The organism is Collinsella sp. AK_207A (assembly GCF_902501965.1).
Lineage (GTDB): Bacteria > Actinomycetota > Coriobacteriia > Coriobacteriales > Coriobacteriaceae > Collinsella.
Genome location: NZ_CABWID010000015.1, coordinates 157384 through 175751, shown reverse-complemented (window position 1 = coordinate 175751; position 18368 = coordinate 157384). Strand labels below are relative to the sequence as shown.

The window sequence follows — 18368 nt, the reverse complement described above, 5'->3', positions numbered from 1 at the left end:
CAACTACTCCTTATCGGTGGTGGAAGCGGCCAGCGGAGCGCCGATGAGCTCTTCGGCTCCGGCGTCGGAGGCGGCATCCTCGGTGGAGGGCATGTCGGCCAGGTCGGCAAGGTCGGCGAGCACGTCGTCGGCGTCGGTGTCAGCCTCGGCAGCGGGAGCCTCGGCGCCGAGGCGCTTGGGCTCGATGTCGAGCGCGAGCGAGCGGATCTCCTTCACGAGCACCTTGAAGGACTCGGGCACGCCCGGCACGGGCACGTTGTCGCCCTTGGTGATGGCCTCGTAGGTCTTCACGCGGCCGATCGTGTCGTCGGACTTGACGGTCAGGATCTCCTGCAGGACGTTGGAGGCGCCGTACGCGTAGAGCGCCCAGACCTCCATCTCGCCGAAGCGCTGGCCGCCGAACTGGGCCTTACCGCCCAGGGGCTGCTGGGTAACCAGGCTGTAGGGGCCCGTCGAGCGCGCGTGGATCTTGTCATCGACCATGTGGCCGAGCTTCAGGATGTAGCTCGTGCCCACGGTGATGGGCTCGCGGAACTGCTCGCCGGAGCGGCCGTCGTAGAGCGTGGTCTTGCCGCGCTCGTCTAGCTGCGTCACGAAGCGCGGATCCATGTGGGAGCCGAAGCGCTCGGTGGCGAGGTTCAGGAGGTTCTTGTTGGCACGGCGGATGACCTCGGCGATCTCGTCCTCCTTGGCACCGTCGAAGACGGGCGTGGAGACGAAGAACGGACCGGGGATGTACTTGTCGGAATCGGCGGAATCCGGATCCCAACCGCAGGCGGCGGCCCAGCCCAGGTGGCACTCGAGCAGCTGGCCCACGTTCATACGGGAAGGCACGCCCAGCGGGTTCAGGATGACGTCGATGGGGGTACCGTCGGCCATGTAGGGCATGTCCTCCACGGGCAGGACCTCGCAGATGACGCCCTTGTTGCCGTGGCGACCGGCGATCTTGTCGCCCTGCTGGATCTTGCGGCGCTGGGCCACGTACACGCGGACCATCTCGTTCACGCCGGGGGCCAGGTCGTCGCCGTTCTCACGGCTAAAGCGCACCACGTCGATAACGCGGCCGTAGGCGCCGTTGGGCATCTTGAGGGAGGTGTCGCGGACGTCGTGCGCCTTGGTGCCGAAGATGGCGCGCAGCAGGCGCTCCTCGGCCGTGAGCGCGCTCTCGCCCTTGGGGGTCACCTTGCCGACGAGGATGTCGCCGGGGCCCACCTCGGCGCCGATGCGGATGATGCCGTCCTCGTCGAGGTTCGCGAGCATGTCCTCGGAGAGGTTCGGGATCTCGCGGGTGATCTCCTCGGGACCGAGCTTGGTGTCGCGGGCGTCGATCTCGTGGCGGGAGATGTTGATGGTGGTGAGCAGGTCCTCGGAGACCAGGCGCTCGGAGACGACGATACCGTCCTCGTAGTTGAAGCCCTCCCACGGCATGTAGGCCACGGTCAGGTTCTGGCCGAGTGCGAGCTCGCCGTGATCGGTCGAGGGGCCGTCCGCCAGCGGCTGACCCTTGGAGACCACGTCGCCCACGCGCACGAGCGGACGGTGGTTGATGGACGTGCTCTGGTTGGAGCGCTGGTACTTGGGCAGGTGGTACTCATCCATGCCCTCGTCGGACTTCACCACGATCTTGGAGGCGTCGGCGAAGATAACCTCGCCGGCGTGGCGGGCGAGCTTGACCTCGCCGGAGTCCTGCGCGGCGCGGCGCTCCATGCCGGTGCCCACGTAGGGAGCGGCGGGCTTGACCAGGGGCACGGCCTGACGCTGCATGTTGGCGCCCATGAGGGTACGCTTGGCGTCGTCGTGCTCCAGGAACGGAATGAGCGTGGCGGCCACGGAGATCATCTGGCGCGGGGACACGTCCATGTAGTCCACGGACTCCACGGGCACGTCGGCGGGAGCACCGAAGGAGCCGTCGAAGTCGCGGGTACGGGCCACGATGATGTGCGGCATGTACTCGTTGCCCTCGGAGTCCACGGCAACGAAGTTGTCGTTGGCATCGAGCGGCGTGTTGGCCGGCGCGATGATGTGGTTCTCCTCCTCATCGGCGGTCATCCAGTCGATGATGTCGGTGGCGTGGCCGTTCTCGACGCGGCGGTACGGGGCCTCGATGAAGCCGTACCCGTTCACACGGGCGTAGAGCGCCAGCGAGCCGATCAGGCCGATGTTGGGGCCTTCGGGGGTCTCGATGGGGCACATGCGAGAGTAGTGCGAGTTGTGGACGTCGCGGACGGCGGTCGGCACGTTGGTGCGGCGGCTGGAGCCGGACTTGTGGCCGGCCAGGCCGCCGGGGCCGAGCGCGGACAGGCGGCGCTTGTGGGTAAGACCCGTCAGCGGGTTGGCCTGGTCCATGAACTGCGAGAGCTGGCTGGAGCCGAAGAACTCCTTGACGGCGGCCACGATCGGGCGGATGTTGATCAGGCTCTGCGGGGTGATCTCATCGACGTCCTGGGTGCTCATGCGCTCGCGCACCACGCGCTCCATGCGGCTCATGCCGATGCGGAACTGGTTGGCCACCAGCTCGCCCACGGTGCGGATGCGGCGGTTGCCGAAGTGGTCGATGTCGTCGGTCTTGAAGCCGGGACGACCCTCGGAGAGCGCCAGCAGGTAGCGGAGCGTGGCGACGATGTCCTCGTCGGTGAGCACGGTAACGTCTTCGGTGGTGTCGAGGTCGAGCTTCTTGTCCACCTTGTAGCGGCCAACGCGGGCGAGGTCGTAGCGCTGCGGGTTGAAGAACATGCCCTCGAGCAGGCTGCGGGAGGCATCCACGGTGGCGGGCTCGCCCGGGCGCAGGTGCTTGTAGATCTTCACCAGGGCGTCATCGCGGGTGAGGGCGGTGTCGCGCTCGATGGAGCGCTTCACGACCTCGGAGTCGCCCAGGAGCTCCAGGAGCTCGTCGTTGGTGACGGCGATGCCGAGCGCGCGCAGGAACATGGTAGCCGGCTGCTTGCGCTTGCGGTCGATGGAGATAACGAGCTGGTCGCGCTTATCGACCTCGAACTCGAGCCAGGCGCCGCGCGCGGGGATGACCTGCGCCTTGTAGATGCGCTTGCCGCCATCCATCTCGGTGGAGAAGTACACGCCCGGCGAGCGGACGAGCTGCGAGACGACGATGCGCTCGGTACCGTTGATGATGAAGGTGCCCTGGTCGGTCATCATGGGGAAATCGCCCATGAAGACGAGCTGCTCCTTGATCTCGCCCGTCTCCTTGTTGGTGAGACGGACCTCGGTGAGCAGCGGGGCCTGGTAGGTCATGTCCTTCTCGCGGCACTCCTCCACCGTGTACTTGGGATCCTCGAACAGGTGGTTGCCGAAAGTGACCTCGAGCATGTGGTTCTGGCTCTGGATCGGGCTGGACTCCTTGAAGGCGTCGCGCAGTCCCTCGTCCATGAACCGGGCGAAGCTCTCCTTCTGGACCGAGATAAGGTTCGGCAGCTCCATGACCCCCGGGATCTTCCCGAAGTCCACGCGCTCCCGCTCGGTGGCCGTTGCGGCCGGGATGACGTTAGGCTTCTGCACCAGGTGTTCCCTCCTTCTAAAGGGTTGTACGGCAGTTATGCAACGTACAAATATAGCAGGAGGGAACCGTTCATCAGATCAGTTCTTGACGTATAGGATTTTTTGGAGTAGCGCTCTACAAACCCGCTGGTAAACAGCTTGCACACGAACAGATGTTCATGTGGTTTGGATGAAGGGCGCGCGCTGGCGCGCTGCTAGGCGCGCTTGAGTCCGCCCCGCTCCTCGATGGCGTCCCAGAACGCGTCGCTGAAACGCGGGTCTGCGGCGGCCATGAGCGCGTTCGTGGCCATCCAGCCGGAAGGCGTGCCGGTGTCGTAGCCCGAGAGCGGGTCGATGACCACGGCGTACATGACCTCGCAGTCCAGGCTGCGCGCCATGGCGTCGGTGAGCTGGATCTCGCCGCCCTTGCCGGGCTTCTGATCCTTGAGCAGCTGCATGACGAGCGGAGAGAGCAGGTAGCGGCCCACGATGTAGAGGTTGCTCGGAGCCTCCTCGGGGGCGGGCTTCTCCACGAGGCCCGAGACGCGCCACACGGCGCCCGGCTCCTCGTCCCCCGCGGTCTCGGCACCGCAGATGGAGCCCACGCGGTCGCCCGAGATCACGCCGTAGCGCGAGACGTCCTCGGGAGAGCAAGGAGCCACGGCGATGACGCTCGCGCCGCCGTGAGCGCGGCTGACCTCGAGCATCTTGGTGCAGATGTCGCGCGCGGGAACCACGTAGTCGCCCAGCAGCACCAGGAAGGACTCATCGGCGCAGGCATCGGCCGCGCTGCGGATGGCGTGTCCCAGCCCCTTGGGCTCGTACTGGTAGCGGAAGTCGACGGGCATGCCGCCGGCATCGGCCACGGCGTCGGCGTAGGCGGCCTTGCCGCGCTCGCGCAGCAGCGTCTCGAGCGAGCGGTCGGGCTGGAAGTAGCTGAGCAGCTCTGGTTTGCCGGGCGAGGTGACGATGATGGCGCCGTCAACCTCAGCGGGCTCCAGGGCCTCCTCCACCACGTACTGGATCACGGGCTTGTCCAGCACGGGGAGCATCTCCTTGGGAGTGCACTTGGTGGAGGGCAGGAAGCGGGTGCCGAGACCGGCGGCGGGGATGATGGCCTTCATAGCGGTGTGAGTCCTTTCGCTCGCGCGGCGGGCGCCGGCGATGTCAAACAACAGGGTAAAGCATAGCGCCGCGGCGCGCGGGGCGTGAAACCTTCGAGCAAAAACCAGAGAACGGCTCGGTAAACGGTTTGGACAAGGTTCGCGAAAACCGTTGGCACGCAGGCTGATCGGGGTGTGAGCACCGTCGATTGCGCGCAAAAAAGGGCGAAGCCCGCTCGCGCGGACCTCGCCCCGAAAGAAGCCGGTATGAAAACCGAAGCTACTTGATGGTGACGGCGGCGCCGGCAGCCTCGAGCTTCTCCTTGGCGGCCTCGGCGTCCTCCTTCTTGACACCCTCGAGCACGGCCTTGGGGGCGGACTCGACGACCTCCTTGGCCTCCTTCAGGCCAAGGCTGGTGAGCTCGCGGACGACCTTGATGACCTGGATCTTGTTCTCGCCGAAGCCCTCGAGCACGACGTCGAACTCGGTCTTCTCCTCCTCGGCGGGAGCAGCGGCAGCCGGGCCGGCCACGACGGCAGCGGGAGCGGCGGCGGACACGCCGAAGGTGTCCTCGATGGCCTTGACGAGCTCGGAAGCCTCGAGCAGGGTCATTTCCTTCAGAGCCTCGACGATCTCGTCGGTGGTGAGCTTAGCCATGATAGCTAATCCTTTCTGTAAGCCCGCGCGATTGCGCGCGGAGACTGTGTTGCATGCGCGACCATGCCGCGCGGGGAGCGGCTAGGCCGCCTTCTGCTCGGAAACCTGCTGGATCGAGCGAGCGAGACCGCTGGAGACGCCGTTGACGCACACCGCGATGTCGCGAGCGAAGCCGTTGATGAGGCCCGCGATCTGACCCAGGAGCTGATCCTTGGTCGGAAGATCGGCGATCGCCTTGGCATCCTCCGCCGTGATGGCCTTGCCCTCGGAGATACCACCCTTGACCTCCAGGACGCCCTTCGCCTGTGCGGCGAAGTCCTTGAGGACCTTGGCGGCCTCCACCGGCTCGGTCGCGTAGAACACGTAAGCCACAGGGCCCACGAGGAGCTCGTCGATGTTGGGCTGCTCCTGGTTCTTGAGCGCGATCTTGGCGAGGTTGTTCTTGTAGACCTTCATCTCGGCACCGACCTCACGGAGCTGGTGACGCAGCTCCTGGGCCTGCTTCACCGTCAGACCGTTGTAGTTGACGACGAACAGACCAGCGTGGTTCTCGATGTGAGACTCGATCTCGGCGACGCGATCGATCTTGTACTGCTTGACTGCCTTCTCTGCCATGTTGCACCTCCTTTGCTTCTTTTCCGGGCACGACCCGCCTTGAGCGGGCGTCTCGAAAAAGAAACCCCCGCAGCTGCAAGAGCGGCGGGGGCGAAAGCTCGGAAGCTTGTCGACCACCTCGGCTGGCGGGTTCCCCCTTTACGCCTGGGAGCTTGCGCTCCGCGGCACCGGCTGTCTCTGGCAGCGAATCGTGCGTTGAACATTGATAGTATGGCGAGCCTGCTGGAGCGCGTCAAGGGGAGATGGCCGTTTGCCCACGTTCTGTACACAAACGGGCTGGAGGCTCGGCGCGAGGGCCGGCCGGATATGTGCCGGCAGACGGTCGGCGGGCGGGCGCATGCCGGCAGGCGGGCGGGCGGCCAGCGGACGGGCGGTCGGCGGGCGGTCGGTCGGTCGGCGGGCGCATGCCGGCAGGCGGGCGGTCGGCCAGCGGGCGGGCGCTCTTCCGGCGAGGCCGCGCCATCCGCCTTCCAACCGGTCCTTACCGTTGCCATACAATACCTGCTCACACCTGTACCATGCTCATTGAGTACGCAACGCAAGGGGGTTTCCATGAAGGCGCTGCTCACCGATCTTGATACGGCCGAACGGTCCCGCTGCGGCCTTGGCCATGGGTTCGACGTCGTCATCGGGCGCGAGCAACTCCAAGCGGGCCATGCCTGCCTGGGTTGCTTTGGCTGCTGGGTGCGCTCGCCGGGACGCTGCGTCATCGCGGACGGCTTGGAACAGATGGGCGCTCTGCTTGGGAGCGCTTACGAGCTCTGGGTGGTGAGCCGCAACGTGCACGGGGAGTACAGCCCACTCGTCAAGCGCGGCATGGACCGCACCCTCCCCTACCTGCATCCCTGCTTTCGGGTGCTCGACGGCGCCGCCGGGCGCGAGCTGCACCACCGCATGCGCTACAACGGCTCGGCGCGCTCGGGCGGCGCGGGGACCCGTTTGGTAGAGAAGATATGGATGTACGGCGCGTCCACGCCCGCGGAGCAGGATTGCTTTCTCGCCACCGCCCGGGCGAACCAGCTGAACCAGGGCACGGACATCCGCGGCGTGTGGTTCTGCGACGATGCGCGCGGCTGCGGAGATGAAGATGCCGCGCCGAACAGGTGGGATGCTTCCTGGGGAGATGCCACGTTCCCGCGCGGCGAGGCGGTGCGCGCCTGTTGGGATGTAGACGCCGACGATGTTCGCGTGGGCCGGGTGACCCCGCACGCGCCCCGGCGCATCGCCCTCATCTGCGCGAGCCCGCGTGGCAAGGAGAGCGCGAGCCTGATGCTGCTGGACGACCTGGCCGATGCGCTGCTCGCCTACGATGCCGCCTCTTCCGTCTCCGGCGCCGACACCCCGCCCGAGCTCGTCCGCATGCGCTGCACCGCCGCCGGCAAGCTCGCGGATGCCGATGAGCTCACGGCCTGCGATGCCATCGTGCTCGGCTATCCGCTCTACGTCGACGCGCTCCCCTCCAACCTGGTCTGGCTGCTCGACCAGATGGAGCAGGGCGCAGCACCTCGGCCCGCGACGGGAACTCCGGTCTACGCCATCTCCAACCTGGGATTCTACGAACCGGAACAGATCGAGACCTCGTTCGCCGCACTCGCCTGCTGGTGCCGGACACTGGACCTCGCCTGGCAGGGAGGCCTGGCGGTGGGCGGTGGCGGCATGGCTCCGGGACTCCGGGACTCGTCACGGATGGGCGGCATGCGCCGCGCCTGGTCCGAGGCGACCGACCGGCTCATCGCGGCGTTGCGGTGCGGGCTGACGGTAGCGGACGCCGCCGAGCGCTTCGGCGGCACGCCGGACGAGCTCGAGGCCGCGCGTCGGGGTGCCATCCTCGCCCGCTGTGCCATCCCCCGCTTCGCCTACCGCAGCGTGGCCGAGGCAGGTTGGCACGTGGGCTGCCGCAAAGCGGGAACCGACCTCAACGCCGCGCCGATATACGTTCCGGAGGCATAAGGACCTGCAGCCGGACCATTCCCTCGCCGCGTAGGGGTAGTTGCTAAGCAGACCTGCCACGTGGGGGAGGACGTTGCTAAGCACATCGGCCACGTGAGGGGACGTTGCTAAGCACATCGGCCACGAAGGGGCACTTGCTAAGCAAAACGTCCACGAAGACCGGAAAATGGGGGCCTTCGTGGACGTTTTGCTTAGCAACTGCCTCTAGCTGACCAGTTTGCTCAGCAACTGCCTCTAGTTGTCCAGTTTGCTTAGCAACTGCCCTCCTACTGTCCAGTTTGCTTAGCAACCGCCCCACATGGCAGATCTGCTTAGCAACCGCCCTCGGCCGTGCGATCTGCTGAGCAGCGCGGCAAGAGCGGCGCCGCAGAGGGCCTCGCTAGCTCAACAGCATGCGGTCGTTCGTGAGCTCGCCGCCCGAGGCCTCCTCGAACTTCTGCAGCAGGTCGGGTACGGTCAGGGACTTCTTCTCCTCGCCCGCCACGTCGAAGATGATGTTGCCCTCGTGCATCATGATGAGGCGATTGCCGAGGCGAATGGCGTCGGCCATGTTGTGCGTCACCATGAGGGTGGTGAGATGACGCTCCGAGACGATCTCCTCGGTGAGCTTGAGCACCTTGGCGGCCGTCTTGGGGTCGAGCGCCGCGGTGTGCTCGTCCAGGAGCAGCAGCTGCGGGTTCGTGAGGGTGGCCATGAGCAGCGTGAGCGCCTGGCGCTGACCGCCGGAAAGCAGGCCAACCTTGCTGCGCATGCGGGTCTCCAAGCCCAGGCCCAGCGAGGCGAGCAGCTTGGGGTACTCCTCCTTCTCCTCGGCGGAGATGCCCCAGGCGAGGCCGCGGCGCTGGCCGCGGCGCTTGGCGAGCGCCAGGTTTTCCTCGATCCACATGTCGGCCGCGGTTCCGCGCATCGGGTCCTGGAACACACGGCCCAGATACTTGGCGCGCGCGGGCTCGGAGAGGCGACTCACGTCCACGCCACCCAGCTCGATCACGCCGGAATCCAGCGGGTACACGCCCGCGATCATGTTCAGCAGCGTGGACTTGCCGGCGCCGTTGCCGCCGATCACGGTCACGAAGTCGCCGTCCGCGAGCTCCAGGTTCACGCCCGTGAGCGCGCGCTTCTCGTTGACCGTTCCCTTGTTGAACGTCTTGGTGATGTTCGAGAGCTTAAGCACGGCCCTCACCGCCCTTCGAGTAGCTGGCACGCAGGCGGTACCTCTCCCACACCACGGGCACACAGAGCGCGAGCGCCACGATGATCGCGGAGAGCAGCTTCATGTCGTTGGCGTCCATGCCCATCTGCAGCACGATGGCACGGATGAGGAAGTAGACGATGGAGCCCACGAGCGCCGAGGTGAGGCGCGCGGCAAAGCCGGACGTCCAGCCCTTGGGCAGGATCCGGGCGAGCACCTCGCCGATGACGATGGCCGCAAGGCCGATCACAATGGCACCGGTTCCCATGCCGATGTCCGCGTACTTCTGGCTCTCGCAGATCAGGCCGCCGGAAAGGCCCACGAGCGCGTTGGAAAGGGTGAGGGCGACCATCTTGGTGGTGCCGGTGTTGACGCCGAGGGCGCGGATCATGGCCTCGTTATCGCCCGTGGCGCGGAGCGCGCAGCCGATCTCGGTGCCGAAGAACCAGTACAGGGCTGCGATCAGCGCCAGGGCCACGACGGCGCCCACGATGATGGCGACCACGTTGGTGGGCAGGCCCGTCAGCTCGGCCATGCGCGAGAAGACGGTCTCGTTGGCGAGCAGCGGGGTGTTGGACTTGCCCATGATACGCAGGTTGATGGACCACAGGCTGATCTGCGTGAGGATGCCCGCGAGGATGGCAGGAATCTCGAACACCGTGGTGAGGAAGCCCGTCACCGCACCGCAGGCCGCACCGGCCAGCATGGCGGCGAGAATGGCGATCACCGGATCAACGCCCGCCACCACGAGCACGGCGGCCACGGCACCGCCCGTGGCAAAGCTGCCGTCCACCGTCAGATCGGGGATATCCAGCAGCTTGTAGGTGATGAAGACGCCGAGCACCATGATGCCCCAGAGGATGCCCTGAGACACGGCGCCGAGCATGGCTGTCAGCATATGACCTCCCAAGAGAATGCGAAAACCTCGGCCGCGGGCATATCCGCGGCCGAGGTGTAATCGTAGCCGTTCGGGCACACGGGCGCTAGGCCCGCACCCCAGAGTTAACAGGAGCTCGGCCGATGCACGAAACCTTCCGCCGAACCCGCGCCGGCAGAACTAGTCGAGCACGGAGAGGTCGATGCCCAGGGCCTTGGCCATGTCCTCGTTCTTGACCACCTTGAGCTGATCCTTGCTCTCGGTCTCGATGGCCATCGTGGCCGGGTCGGCGCCATCGGTGAGGATCTTGAGCGCCATCTCGCCGGCCATGTGGCCCAGCTCCTCGTAATCGATGGAGATCGTGCAGATGCCCATGCCCATGCACATGTTCTCCTCGCCGCAGACAAAGGGCAGGTTACCGTCCTTGGCGATCTGGCCCACCTGCTGGGCAGCCGCGGCGATGGTGTTGTCGGTGGGAGAGTAGCCCGCATCAACCTTGCCCACCATGGACTCCACCACGGACTGGATCTCGTTGGAGCTGGAAACGGTGTAGCGCTCATGTTCCAGACCCAGGGCATCGCAAGCCTCCTCCGCCATCTTGATCTGGATCTCGGAGTTGGCCTCGGCCGTGCAGAAGAGCATGCCCACCTTCTTGGCGTCGGGGAGCACCTTGTGAAGCATGTCGATCTGCTCCTCGACCGGGTTCATGTCCGAGGCGCCCGTGACGTTGACGCCCGGCTCGTCGTTGCTCTTCACGAGCCCGCTCTCGGCGTAGTCGGTAATGGCGCAGCCCACGATGGGGATATCCGTGGTGGCGGCGGCGCAAGCCTGGGCGGCCGGCGTGGCGATGGCGTAGATCAGATCGACGCCGTCGCCCACGAACTTTGAGGCGGCGGTGGCGCAGGCGGACTGGTCGTTGGAGGCGTTCTGCTGATCAGCCTTGTAGTTGATCTTGGCCTCGTCCAGCGCCTTGATGAAGCCCTTGTTGGCGGCGTCGAGCGCGTTGTGCTGCGTGTACTGCAGGACGCCGATCTTGTAGCTCTTGCCCGAGGAGGCGGCGGAGCCGTTCGAATTCTCGCCGGAGGTGCCGCAACCGGCGATGCCGGCAGCTACGGCCGCGCCCGTAGCGGCGAGCAGCGAGCGACGCGTGATGGTGATGGTCTTCATAAGGGGTCCTTTCCCTCAAGCCGCGGTTGCCGCGCAGGGCGCCGGCACCGCGATCCGTTAAACGGTCTGGTCGGCGTCCACGCCGCTGATGTCCACGCCGCAGGCCTCGGCCGTGGCCTTGTTGACGATGAGCTTGCACTCCTTGGACGAGAGGGTCTCGATAGGCATCGTCGCCGGGTCGGCGCCCTCCGTGAGGATCTTCACCGCCATCTCGCCGGCGCGCTGGCCCAGGTCGGTGTAGTTGATGGAGTACGAGATCATGCCGCCGTCCTCGACCATGGTGTCGCAGCCCACCACCGTGGGAATCTTGTTGTCGTTGGCGACCATGGCGACGGTGGCCATGCCGGCGGCGATGGTGTTGTCGGTGGGCGCGTAGATGACGTCCACCTTACCCGCCATGGACTCCACCACCTGCTGGATCTCGTTGGAGCTCGAGACGGTGTAGCGCTCGTGGGAGAGGCCCTTCTCGTCGCAGGCGTCCTCGGCCAGCTTGACCTGCACCTCGGAGTTGCTCTCAGCCGTGCAGTAGAGCAAGCCCACCTTCTTGGCGTCGGGGAGCACCTTGTGGAGCAGGTCGATCTGGTCGGCCACCGGGGTGAGGTCGGAGGAGCCGGTGACGTTCCCGCCGGGCTCGTCGTTGCTCTCCACCAGACCGCTCGCGGCGAAGTCGGTGATGGCCGTGCCCACGATGGGGATCTCCGTGGTGGCCGCGGCGGCCGCCTGGGCTGCGGGGGTGGCGATGGCGAAGATCAGATCCACGCCGTCGCCCACGAACTTGCTCGCGATGGTCTGGCAGGTGGGTTGGTCGTTCTGGGCGTTCTGCTGGTCGGCCTTATAGCTCAGGCCGGCGGCGTCGAGCGCCTTGATGAAACCCTTGTTGGCGGCATCGAGCGCGGCGTGCTCGGTGAGCTGCAGGACGCCGATCTGGTAGGTCTTGCCGTCCGCTGCCGCGGCGCCCGAGCCGACGCTCCCCGCGGACGTGCCGGAACCCCCCTTGCCGCAGCCGACGAGGCCCAGGCCGCAGGCGGTCGTAGCGGCAGCGAGCGCCGAGCGGCGAGAGATGAGGATGCTGTTCATGGAATGCCTTTCCTCCCGATACATATGCATGGTTTTCGATGGTACGCCTGGCGGTGCTTTATCTGGGCAAAGTCTCATCCACGTTCGCAAATGTTAATGGAGGGTTTCGGGTGCGCGGAGCGGGGCGTCCGAGTGCGCTTGAAGCGGGTTTCAGGCGGATTCGACCCAGCAAGATTCCGCGCGCCGCATTCGGCACGGTCATTTTTCCGCACTACCGGCCAACCTGCTACCATATCCTCGATAAATACCACGACGCAGCACGATTGGAGCCCGCTATGACGCCCACCATCGCCATCATCGGTGCGCTTGAGAAGGAAGTTCGCCAGATCTACCACGAGATCGAGCACGGAACCGTAGCGGAGGACGCGGGCCTCACCATCCTGGGCGGCGAGTACTGCGGCTTCAACCTGGTCGCTACCGTGGCGGGCATGGGGACCGTGAACGCCGCGGCCGCCACGCAGCACCTCATCAGCCGCTATGGCGCGAACGCGGTGATCTTCTCCGGTATCGCGGGCGGACTCAACCCCCAGCTGCACATCGACGACGTGGTGATCGGTGCTTGCCTGCGCTACATCGATACCGATAACGCGCTCATCGCCGAGAGCAAGCCGAACCTGATGGAGTATTCATCGAGCGACTTCCTCGTCAAGCTCGCCGAGGAGACGCTCATCGCCCACGGGTACCTGGACGCCACGCTCCCCGATAAGGCCGTGGCCCCCGGCACCCCCGCGCGCCAGGCAGCCGACGCCTCCCCCTTCCGCCGCAACAACCCGAGCGCCCCGCTCCGCCGCTACCTGGTGGGCACCATTGCCACGGGCAACCGCTTCATCACCGGGGCCGAGGCGCGCGAGGCCGTGGTTGCCGCCACCGAGGCCGACTGCGCCGAGATGGAGGGCGCGGCCGTGGCGCACATCGCAGCCAAGAACGGAGTGGACTGCCTGGTGCTTCGTGCCATCTCCGACAACTGCGATGAAGCCTACGACGCCTTCTGCGAGCGCGAGTTCGACCTCGACGGCTACGCCCGCACGGCATCCTCGCTCACTTTGGCGATCGTCCGGCGCCTCTCGCAGAAGATGGGCCTCTACAAGCCCGAAGCCTAGCGGCATCCCCGCAAACGCGGCGCATCGGGGCAGCCTCCCTCGCGCTGCGTTCCGTCCGTTGCCTCATCGAATCCCGGAAGGACGAAGATGTCCGAGAACCATATCAACTACCAGCTGGCGCACTTTGTGGCGAGCTACGGCAACGTCGCCAAGATTCCACCCTCAACCTGCCCGGAAGTCAGCTTCGTCGGGCGTTCCAACGTGGGCAAGTCGAGCATCATGAACAAGCTCTTCAACCGCAAGGGCCTCGTGAAGGTCTCGTCCAAGCCCGGCAAGACCGCCAACGTCAACTTCTTCGAGGCGGACGGCGTGCACTTCGTGGACCTGCCCGGCTACGGCTACGCCCAGCGCAGCAAGGCCGAGCGGGCGCGCTGGGGCTCGCTCATCGGTGAGTTCTTCGAGCTCGACCGCAGCTTCAACCTGGTGGTCTCGCTCGTGGACATCCGCCACGACCCGAGCAAGCTCGACATCCAGATGATCGACTACCTCTCCGACCACGAGTTTCCGTTTGTGGTGGCGCTCACCAAGGCCGACAAGCTCAGCCGCGGCAAGCAGCACCTGCAGCGCATGGCGATCTCTCGCCAGATCGGCATCAGCGCGGGCGACATCCTGATCACGTCATCCTCCACCGGCCAGGGCATCGACGACCTCAAGGCCGTCATCGAGGCGCATTGCCTGGGCGACGGTGAGGAGACGGATGCCGTCGCGCCCGAGGACCAGCCGGAGGCCTAGACCGGGCGAGCCGGCTGACGGGCCGAACCCGCTCGTCCGCCCCGCCAGCCGGCCCTCCTAATCCAGCTCCTTCAGCCCGTGGCAGAGGACCCAGTACTCGCCATGCTGCTGGAGCAGCTGCTCGTGGGTTCCGCGCTCGATGATGCGGCCGTGGTCGAGCACCATGATCGCGTCGGCGTTGCGCACCGTTGAGAGCCGGTGGGCGATCATGAACGTGGTGCGCCCCCGCATGATGCGGTCCATGCCGCGCTCGATGAGCTTCTCGGTGCGGGTGTCGATGGACGACGTTGCCTCGTCCAAAATGAGAACCGGCGGATCGGCCACCGCCACGCGCGCGATGGCGAGCAGCTGCCGCTGCCCGGCGGACAGGTTGGCCCCGTCGCTTTCGACCGTCGTGTCGTAGCCCTGCGGCAAGCGCCGGATGAACGAGTCCGCGCAGGCCGCCTCCGCCGCCGCGCGCACCTCCTCATCCGTGGCGTCCAGCTTGCCGAACCGGATGTTCTCCGCCACCGTGCCGCTGAAGAGGTGCGTGTCCTGCAGCACGATGCCCAGGCTCCGGCGCAGGTCGGCCTTGGCGATCTCGCGCACGTCGATGCCGTCGTAGGTGATCTCGCCCGCATCGACCTCGTAGAACCGGTTGATCAGGTTGGTGATGGTCGTCTTGCCCGCGCCAGTCGATCCCACGAAGGCGATCTTCTGCCCCGGATGCGCAAAGAGGTCCAAGTCCGTGAGCACCGGATGCCCCGGCACGTACGAGAACGTGACCGCGTGGAAGCGGACGTCGCCTGCGAGCGGCACGGGACCGAGCTCGAGCGCGGTCCCGTCCGCGGCCTGCACCGCGCCGGCAGTCGGCACATCCGAACCAGTGCCCGCCGTGCCCGCACCCGCCGCGCGCTGCGCTACCGGCACCACCTGGCCGAGCGAGCCCACGCCGTAGCCGGCCGGCAGCACCCAGGCCCAGGTGTCCTCGCCCGTGCGCTCGAGCGTCACCCGGCCGCGGTCGACCTCCGGCGCGAGCTCCATGGCCGAGAACAGTCGCTCGGCACCAGCCAGGGCATTCAGCAGGAAGTTCCCCAGCTGCGTGAACTGGTTGATGGGCATAGCCGCCTGCCGCACAAAGACCAGGTAGCTCGCGAGCGCACCCACATCGGCCAGCCCCTGGATGGCGAGCAGACCGCCCACCACCGCCACGATGGCGTAGTTCGCATAGCTGATGCACACCGTCACGGGCACCATGGTACTCGCGTACGCCTGCGCCGCCGTGCCCGAGACCCTGAGGTCCTCGTTGCGCCCGGTGAACTCGGCCACGTTCGCCCGCTCGTGGCTGAAGACCTTCACGACCTTCTGACCGCGCAGCATCTCCTCCGCATAGCCGTCGAGACCGGCGAGCGAGCGCTGCTGCGCCTCGAAGAACCGCTTGCCGCGCGCCCCCGAGTACCGCACGTAGGCCGCGATGAGCGCATCGCAGGCAACGGTGATGAGCGTGAGCCGCCAGTTCAGGATGAAGAGCACCGCGAGCGTTCCCACCATCTGGATGAACGCCTGGATCACGTTGGCGAAGCTGTTGTTGAGCGCCTCGGAAACGGTGTCCACGTCGTTGGTGAAGAAGCTCATGATGTCGCCGGCGCGCGTGCGATCGAAGTACGAGAGCGGCAGTTTCTGGATGTGGGCAAAGAGGTCGCGGCGGATGTCGTAGACGACCGTCTGCGCGGCGCGCACCATGACCTGCGTGTAGCCCGCCGAGGCGAGGAACCCGATAGCGTACACGGCCGCCGTAAAGGCCACCTGCCCCGCCAGGTGCGAACCGTCGCCCGAGGCTAGGCCGTTCACCACCGGACGCACCATGTAGGTGCCGATCAGGCTCGCGACCGCGGATACGGTGACGAGCACCGCCACCGCCGCGAGCGAGCGCCGTGCGTGTCCCATGTACGAAAGCAGGCTCTTCAGCGTGCGTCCCAGGTTCTGGGGCCGCGCCTGCGCCGCGGTCTTAGGCATGGCGCACCTCCTCGTCCGTCAGGTTCTGCGACTGGTAGATCTCGCGATAGATCTCGTCCGCCGCCAGCAGCTCCTCGTGCGTGCCCGCGCCGTGGATACGGCCGTCGTCCATGACGATGATGCGGTCGGCGCCCTCGACGGACACCACGCGCTGGGCGATGACAATGACCGTCACGCCCTCGATCTGCGCGATGTTCGCGCGAATCTTGGCATCCGTGGCCATATCGCACGCGCTCGTCGCGTCGTCGAACACCAGGATCTTCGGGTGCGTGAGCAGCGTGCGCGCGATGCACAAGCGCTGCCGCTGGCCACCGGAGACGCCGGCGCCGTCCTGGCCCAAGTCCGCGTCGAGCCCGCCGATGCGGTCGAGGAACTCGTCCGCGCAGGCCACGCGGCATGCCTCGAGCATCTGCTCGTCGGTGGCGTCGGGCGCGCCCCACCGCAGGTTGTCGCGGACCGTACCGGTGAAGAGCACGTTCTTCTGCAGGGCGAAGCCCACGGCCGCCCGGAGCGTCGCCGGCTGGTAATCGCGCACATCGTGCCCGCCCACCAGCACCGTGCCCGCACTCGCGTCGTAAAGCCGGTCGATCAGCTGCACGAGCGTCGTCTTGCCCGAGCCCGTGCCGCCCAGGATGCCGATGGTCTCGCCGTTGGCGATATCGAGGTCGATATGCGAGAGCACGTCCTCCTCGGCATCTTCCTCGTAGCGGAAGGACACGTCCCGGAAAGAGATGGAGCCGTCCGCCACCTCGACCACGGCATGCTCGGACGCGGGCAGGGCCTGGACCGGGCGCTCGTCGAGCACCTGGCCCACGCGCTCCACGCTCGTAAGCGCGCGCGTGAGCAGCAGGAACACGCTCGAGATCATCATCAGCGAGTTCATGATCTGCAGCACGTAGCTCATGAAGCCCGTGAGCTCCCCCACCTGCAGCTCGCCGGCCAGGATCTTGTGCCCGCCGATCCAGAGGATGAGCGTAGCCGCCACGTACATGGACGCCTGGAAGGCAGGCACGTTCATGACGGCGGTACCGAAGGTGGCCGTCGCCGTATCCGCTAAGCTGCGGTTCACGTGGCCGAAGCGTTTACGCTCGTGGTCCTCGCGCACGTAGGCCTTGACGGCGCGCACGGCGGTGAGGTCCTCTTGCAGCACGCCGTTGAGTTCGTCCATCGTGTCCTGCAGCGTGCGGTAGCGCGGGGCCACGCGCCAGGTGATCAGGCCGAGCACGACCGCCAGCACGGGCAGGATGCCGGCGAACACGAGCGCGAGACCGCGGTTCAGGGCCACCGCGTACACGAGCCCCATGACGAGCATCACGGGACCGCGCACCATGGGCCGGAACCCGTTTGCCAGCGCGTTCTGGATAACGGTGATGTCGGTGGTCATGCGCGTGACGAGCGAGGACGTCTGGTAACGGTCGAGGTTGGCGAACGAGAGCTCCTGGATATGCTCGTACTCCGCTTGCCGCAGGTTGGCGCCCAGACCGATCGACGCGCGCGAGGCAAAGCGCGCATAGCCCAAACCGAGCATGAGCGCCGCGGCGGCACAGGCCATCATGAGCGCGCCCTGGTGCCAGATGAGCGCCGCGTTGCCCGCCGCGATGCCGTCGTCGATGATGCGCGCCATGAGCACGGGGATGAACATCTCGAGCGAGGTTTCCACGATGACGATGAAAATGCCCAGGATGGCATCGCGGCGATAGCGCGGCCCCAGATACGAGAGCAAGCGGGCGAGTTCACGCATGGATGAATCCTTCTTTCGGGTGGGTTTGAGGAGGTTGAAGCTGGAACGGCGGTTGGGCTATGCGCCGTCGACGGGGTTGGCGGCAGGCGTTACCGCGGGCGAGGAGGCCGGCGCGACGCCCGGCCCCGCATCCGGTGCCTTTCCCCTCAGGTTCAGATAGACGCGCTCGAGAAAACCGGCGAACGCCGCGCGCTCCTCGGGCGAGAAGCCGACGAGCATCTCCCGCTCCAGCTGCTCGCAATGGCCCTGCCAGATAACGAGCGACCGCTCCCCCGCCGGCGTGGCGCGCAGGTGCTTGGCGCGGCGATCGGCGGGGTCGGGCGCCACGGTGATGAACCCGGACCGCTCCAAGCCGTCGAGCATGCGCGAGACGCCGGCGGCATCCAGGTCGTAGTAGGCGGCGAGCTCGCGCTGCGTACAGGCGGGATGCCGAGCAATGTAGGCGAGCAGCTTGGGTTGCCCGGCCCCGAGGCCCGTCTGTCGATGTCCCGCGCGCAAGAACGTGCGCTGGGCATGGAAGGCGCGGTAGAGCCGCAGATGGAAGTCATCTTCCTCGGGATACGCAGAACACGATTCCGAACGAGGCGAATCAGCCACGTCGCGTCATCTCCTTGACATATCAACTATTGACCAGTCATGGTATAGGCCTCAATAGTTGATGTGTCAAAC

General features: G+C 66.5%; 14 protein-coding genes. 3 read left to right on the top strand and 11 right to left on the bottom strand.

Going from position 1 to position 18368, the window contains the following annotated elements; all coding sequences use genetic code 11:
- Positions 1-3 precede the first annotated feature (3 nt).
- From GDJ97_RS05625 to rplJ, 4 genes are all read right to left on the bottom strand, one after another.
- Positions 4-3495 (bottom strand): DNA-directed RNA polymerase subunit beta, encoded by a 3492-nt coding sequence (locus GDJ97_RS05625; protein WP_373422665.1) that lies wholly within the window; start codon positions 3493-3495, stop codon positions 4-6.
- A 212-nt stretch (positions 3496-3707) separates the two neighbouring features.
- Positions 3708-4616, bottom strand: a complete 909-nt coding sequence (locus GDJ97_RS05620; RefSeq protein WP_152070311.1) for a UTP--glucose-1-phosphate uridylyltransferase — start codon at positions 4614-4616, stop codon at positions 3708-3710.
- A 259-nt stretch (positions 4617-4875) separates the two neighbouring features.
- Entirely contained in the window at positions 4876-5253 is a 378-nt protein-coding gene (rplL, locus tag GDJ97_RS05615; RefSeq protein WP_152070310.1) for a 50S ribosomal protein L7/L12, read from the bottom strand.
- 81 nt (positions 5254-5334) lie between these two features.
- Complete coding sequence (gene rplJ, locus GDJ97_RS05610; RefSeq protein ID WP_152070309.1) at positions 5335-5868, bottom strand: 50S ribosomal protein L10; 534 nt, start codon at positions 5866-5868, stop codon at positions 5335-5337.
- A 552-nt stretch (positions 5869-6420) separates the two neighbouring features.
- Between rplJ and GDJ97_RS05605 the strand changes: the two genes are divergently transcribed.
- Positions 6421-7818, top strand: coding sequence for a hypothetical protein (locus GDJ97_RS05605; RefSeq protein ID WP_152070308.1), 1398 nt, complete (start codon positions 6421-6423; stop codon positions 7816-7818).
- Between the two features lie 379 nt (positions 7819-8197).
- Here the strand turns inward: GDJ97_RS05605 and GDJ97_RS05600 are convergent, their stop codons facing one another.
- The 4 genes from GDJ97_RS05600 to GDJ97_RS05585 all read right to left on the bottom strand — a co-directional run bounded on the left by GDJ97_RS05600 (position 8198) and on the right by GDJ97_RS05585 (position 12131).
- Complete coding sequence (locus tag GDJ97_RS05600) at positions 8198-8992, bottom strand: ABC transporter ATP-binding protein (protein WP_152070307.1); 795 nt, start codon at positions 8990-8992, stop codon at positions 8198-8200.
- On the bottom strand, positions 8985-9908 hold the full coding sequence (locus GDJ97_RS05595; protein WP_152070306.1) for an ABC transporter permease: 924 nt from the start codon (positions 9906-9908) through the stop codon (positions 8985-8987). The genes GDJ97_RS05600 and GDJ97_RS05595 overlap by 8 nt, the downstream gene beginning before the upstream one ends.
- Before the next feature lie 159 nt (positions 9909-10067).
- Complete coding sequence (locus GDJ97_RS05590) at positions 10068-11054, bottom strand: ABC transporter substrate-binding protein (protein WP_152070305.1); 987 nt, start codon at positions 11052-11054, stop codon at positions 10068-10070.
- A gap of 57 nt (positions 11055-11111) precedes the next feature.
- On the bottom strand, positions 11112-12131 hold the full coding sequence (locus GDJ97_RS05585) for an ABC transporter substrate-binding protein (RefSeq protein WP_152070304.1): 1020 nt from the start codon (positions 12129-12131) through the stop codon (positions 11112-11114).
- A gap of 275 nt (positions 12132-12406) precedes the next feature.
- Between GDJ97_RS05585 and GDJ97_RS05580 the strand changes: the two genes are divergently transcribed.
- Both GDJ97_RS05580 and yihA read left to right on the top strand, forming a co-directional pair.
- Complete coding sequence (locus GDJ97_RS05580; RefSeq protein WP_152070303.1) at positions 12407-13231, top strand: 5'-methylthioadenosine/S-adenosylhomocysteine nucleosidase; 825 nt, start codon at positions 12407-12409, stop codon at positions 13229-13231.
- A gap of 87 nt (positions 13232-13318) precedes the next feature.
- Positions 13319-13963 carry a ribosome biogenesis GTP-binding protein YihA/YsxC gene (gene yihA, locus GDJ97_RS05575; RefSeq protein WP_152070302.1) on the top strand — a complete coding sequence of 215 codons (645 nt, stop codon included), beginning with the start codon at positions 13319-13321 and terminating at the stop codon, positions 13961-13963.
- A gap of 57 nt (positions 13964-14020) precedes the next feature.
- Here yihA and GDJ97_RS05570 read toward each other — a convergent pair whose 3' ends face one another.
- From GDJ97_RS05570 to GDJ97_RS05560, 3 genes are read right to left on the bottom strand one after another with little or no spacing between them, the layout of a single operon-like run.
- Entirely contained in the window at positions 14021-15958 is a 1938-nt protein-coding gene (locus tag GDJ97_RS05570; RefSeq protein WP_152070301.1) for an ABC transporter ATP-binding protein, read from the bottom strand.
- Positions 15951-17699 carry an ABC transporter ATP-binding protein gene (locus tag GDJ97_RS05565; protein WP_152070300.1) on the bottom strand — a complete coding sequence of 583 codons (1749 nt, stop codon included), beginning with the start codon at positions 17697-17699 and terminating at the stop codon, positions 15951-15953. The genes GDJ97_RS05570 and GDJ97_RS05565 overlap by 8 nt, the downstream gene beginning before the upstream one ends.
- A 57-nt stretch (positions 17700-17756) precedes the next feature.
- Positions 17757-18296: a MarR family winged helix-turn-helix transcriptional regulator gene (locus GDJ97_RS05560; protein ID WP_226808855.1), complete on the bottom strand. Its 540-nt coding sequence runs from the start codon at positions 18294-18296 to the stop codon at positions 17757-17759.
- Between the last annotated feature and the right edge of the window lie 72 nt (positions 18297-18368).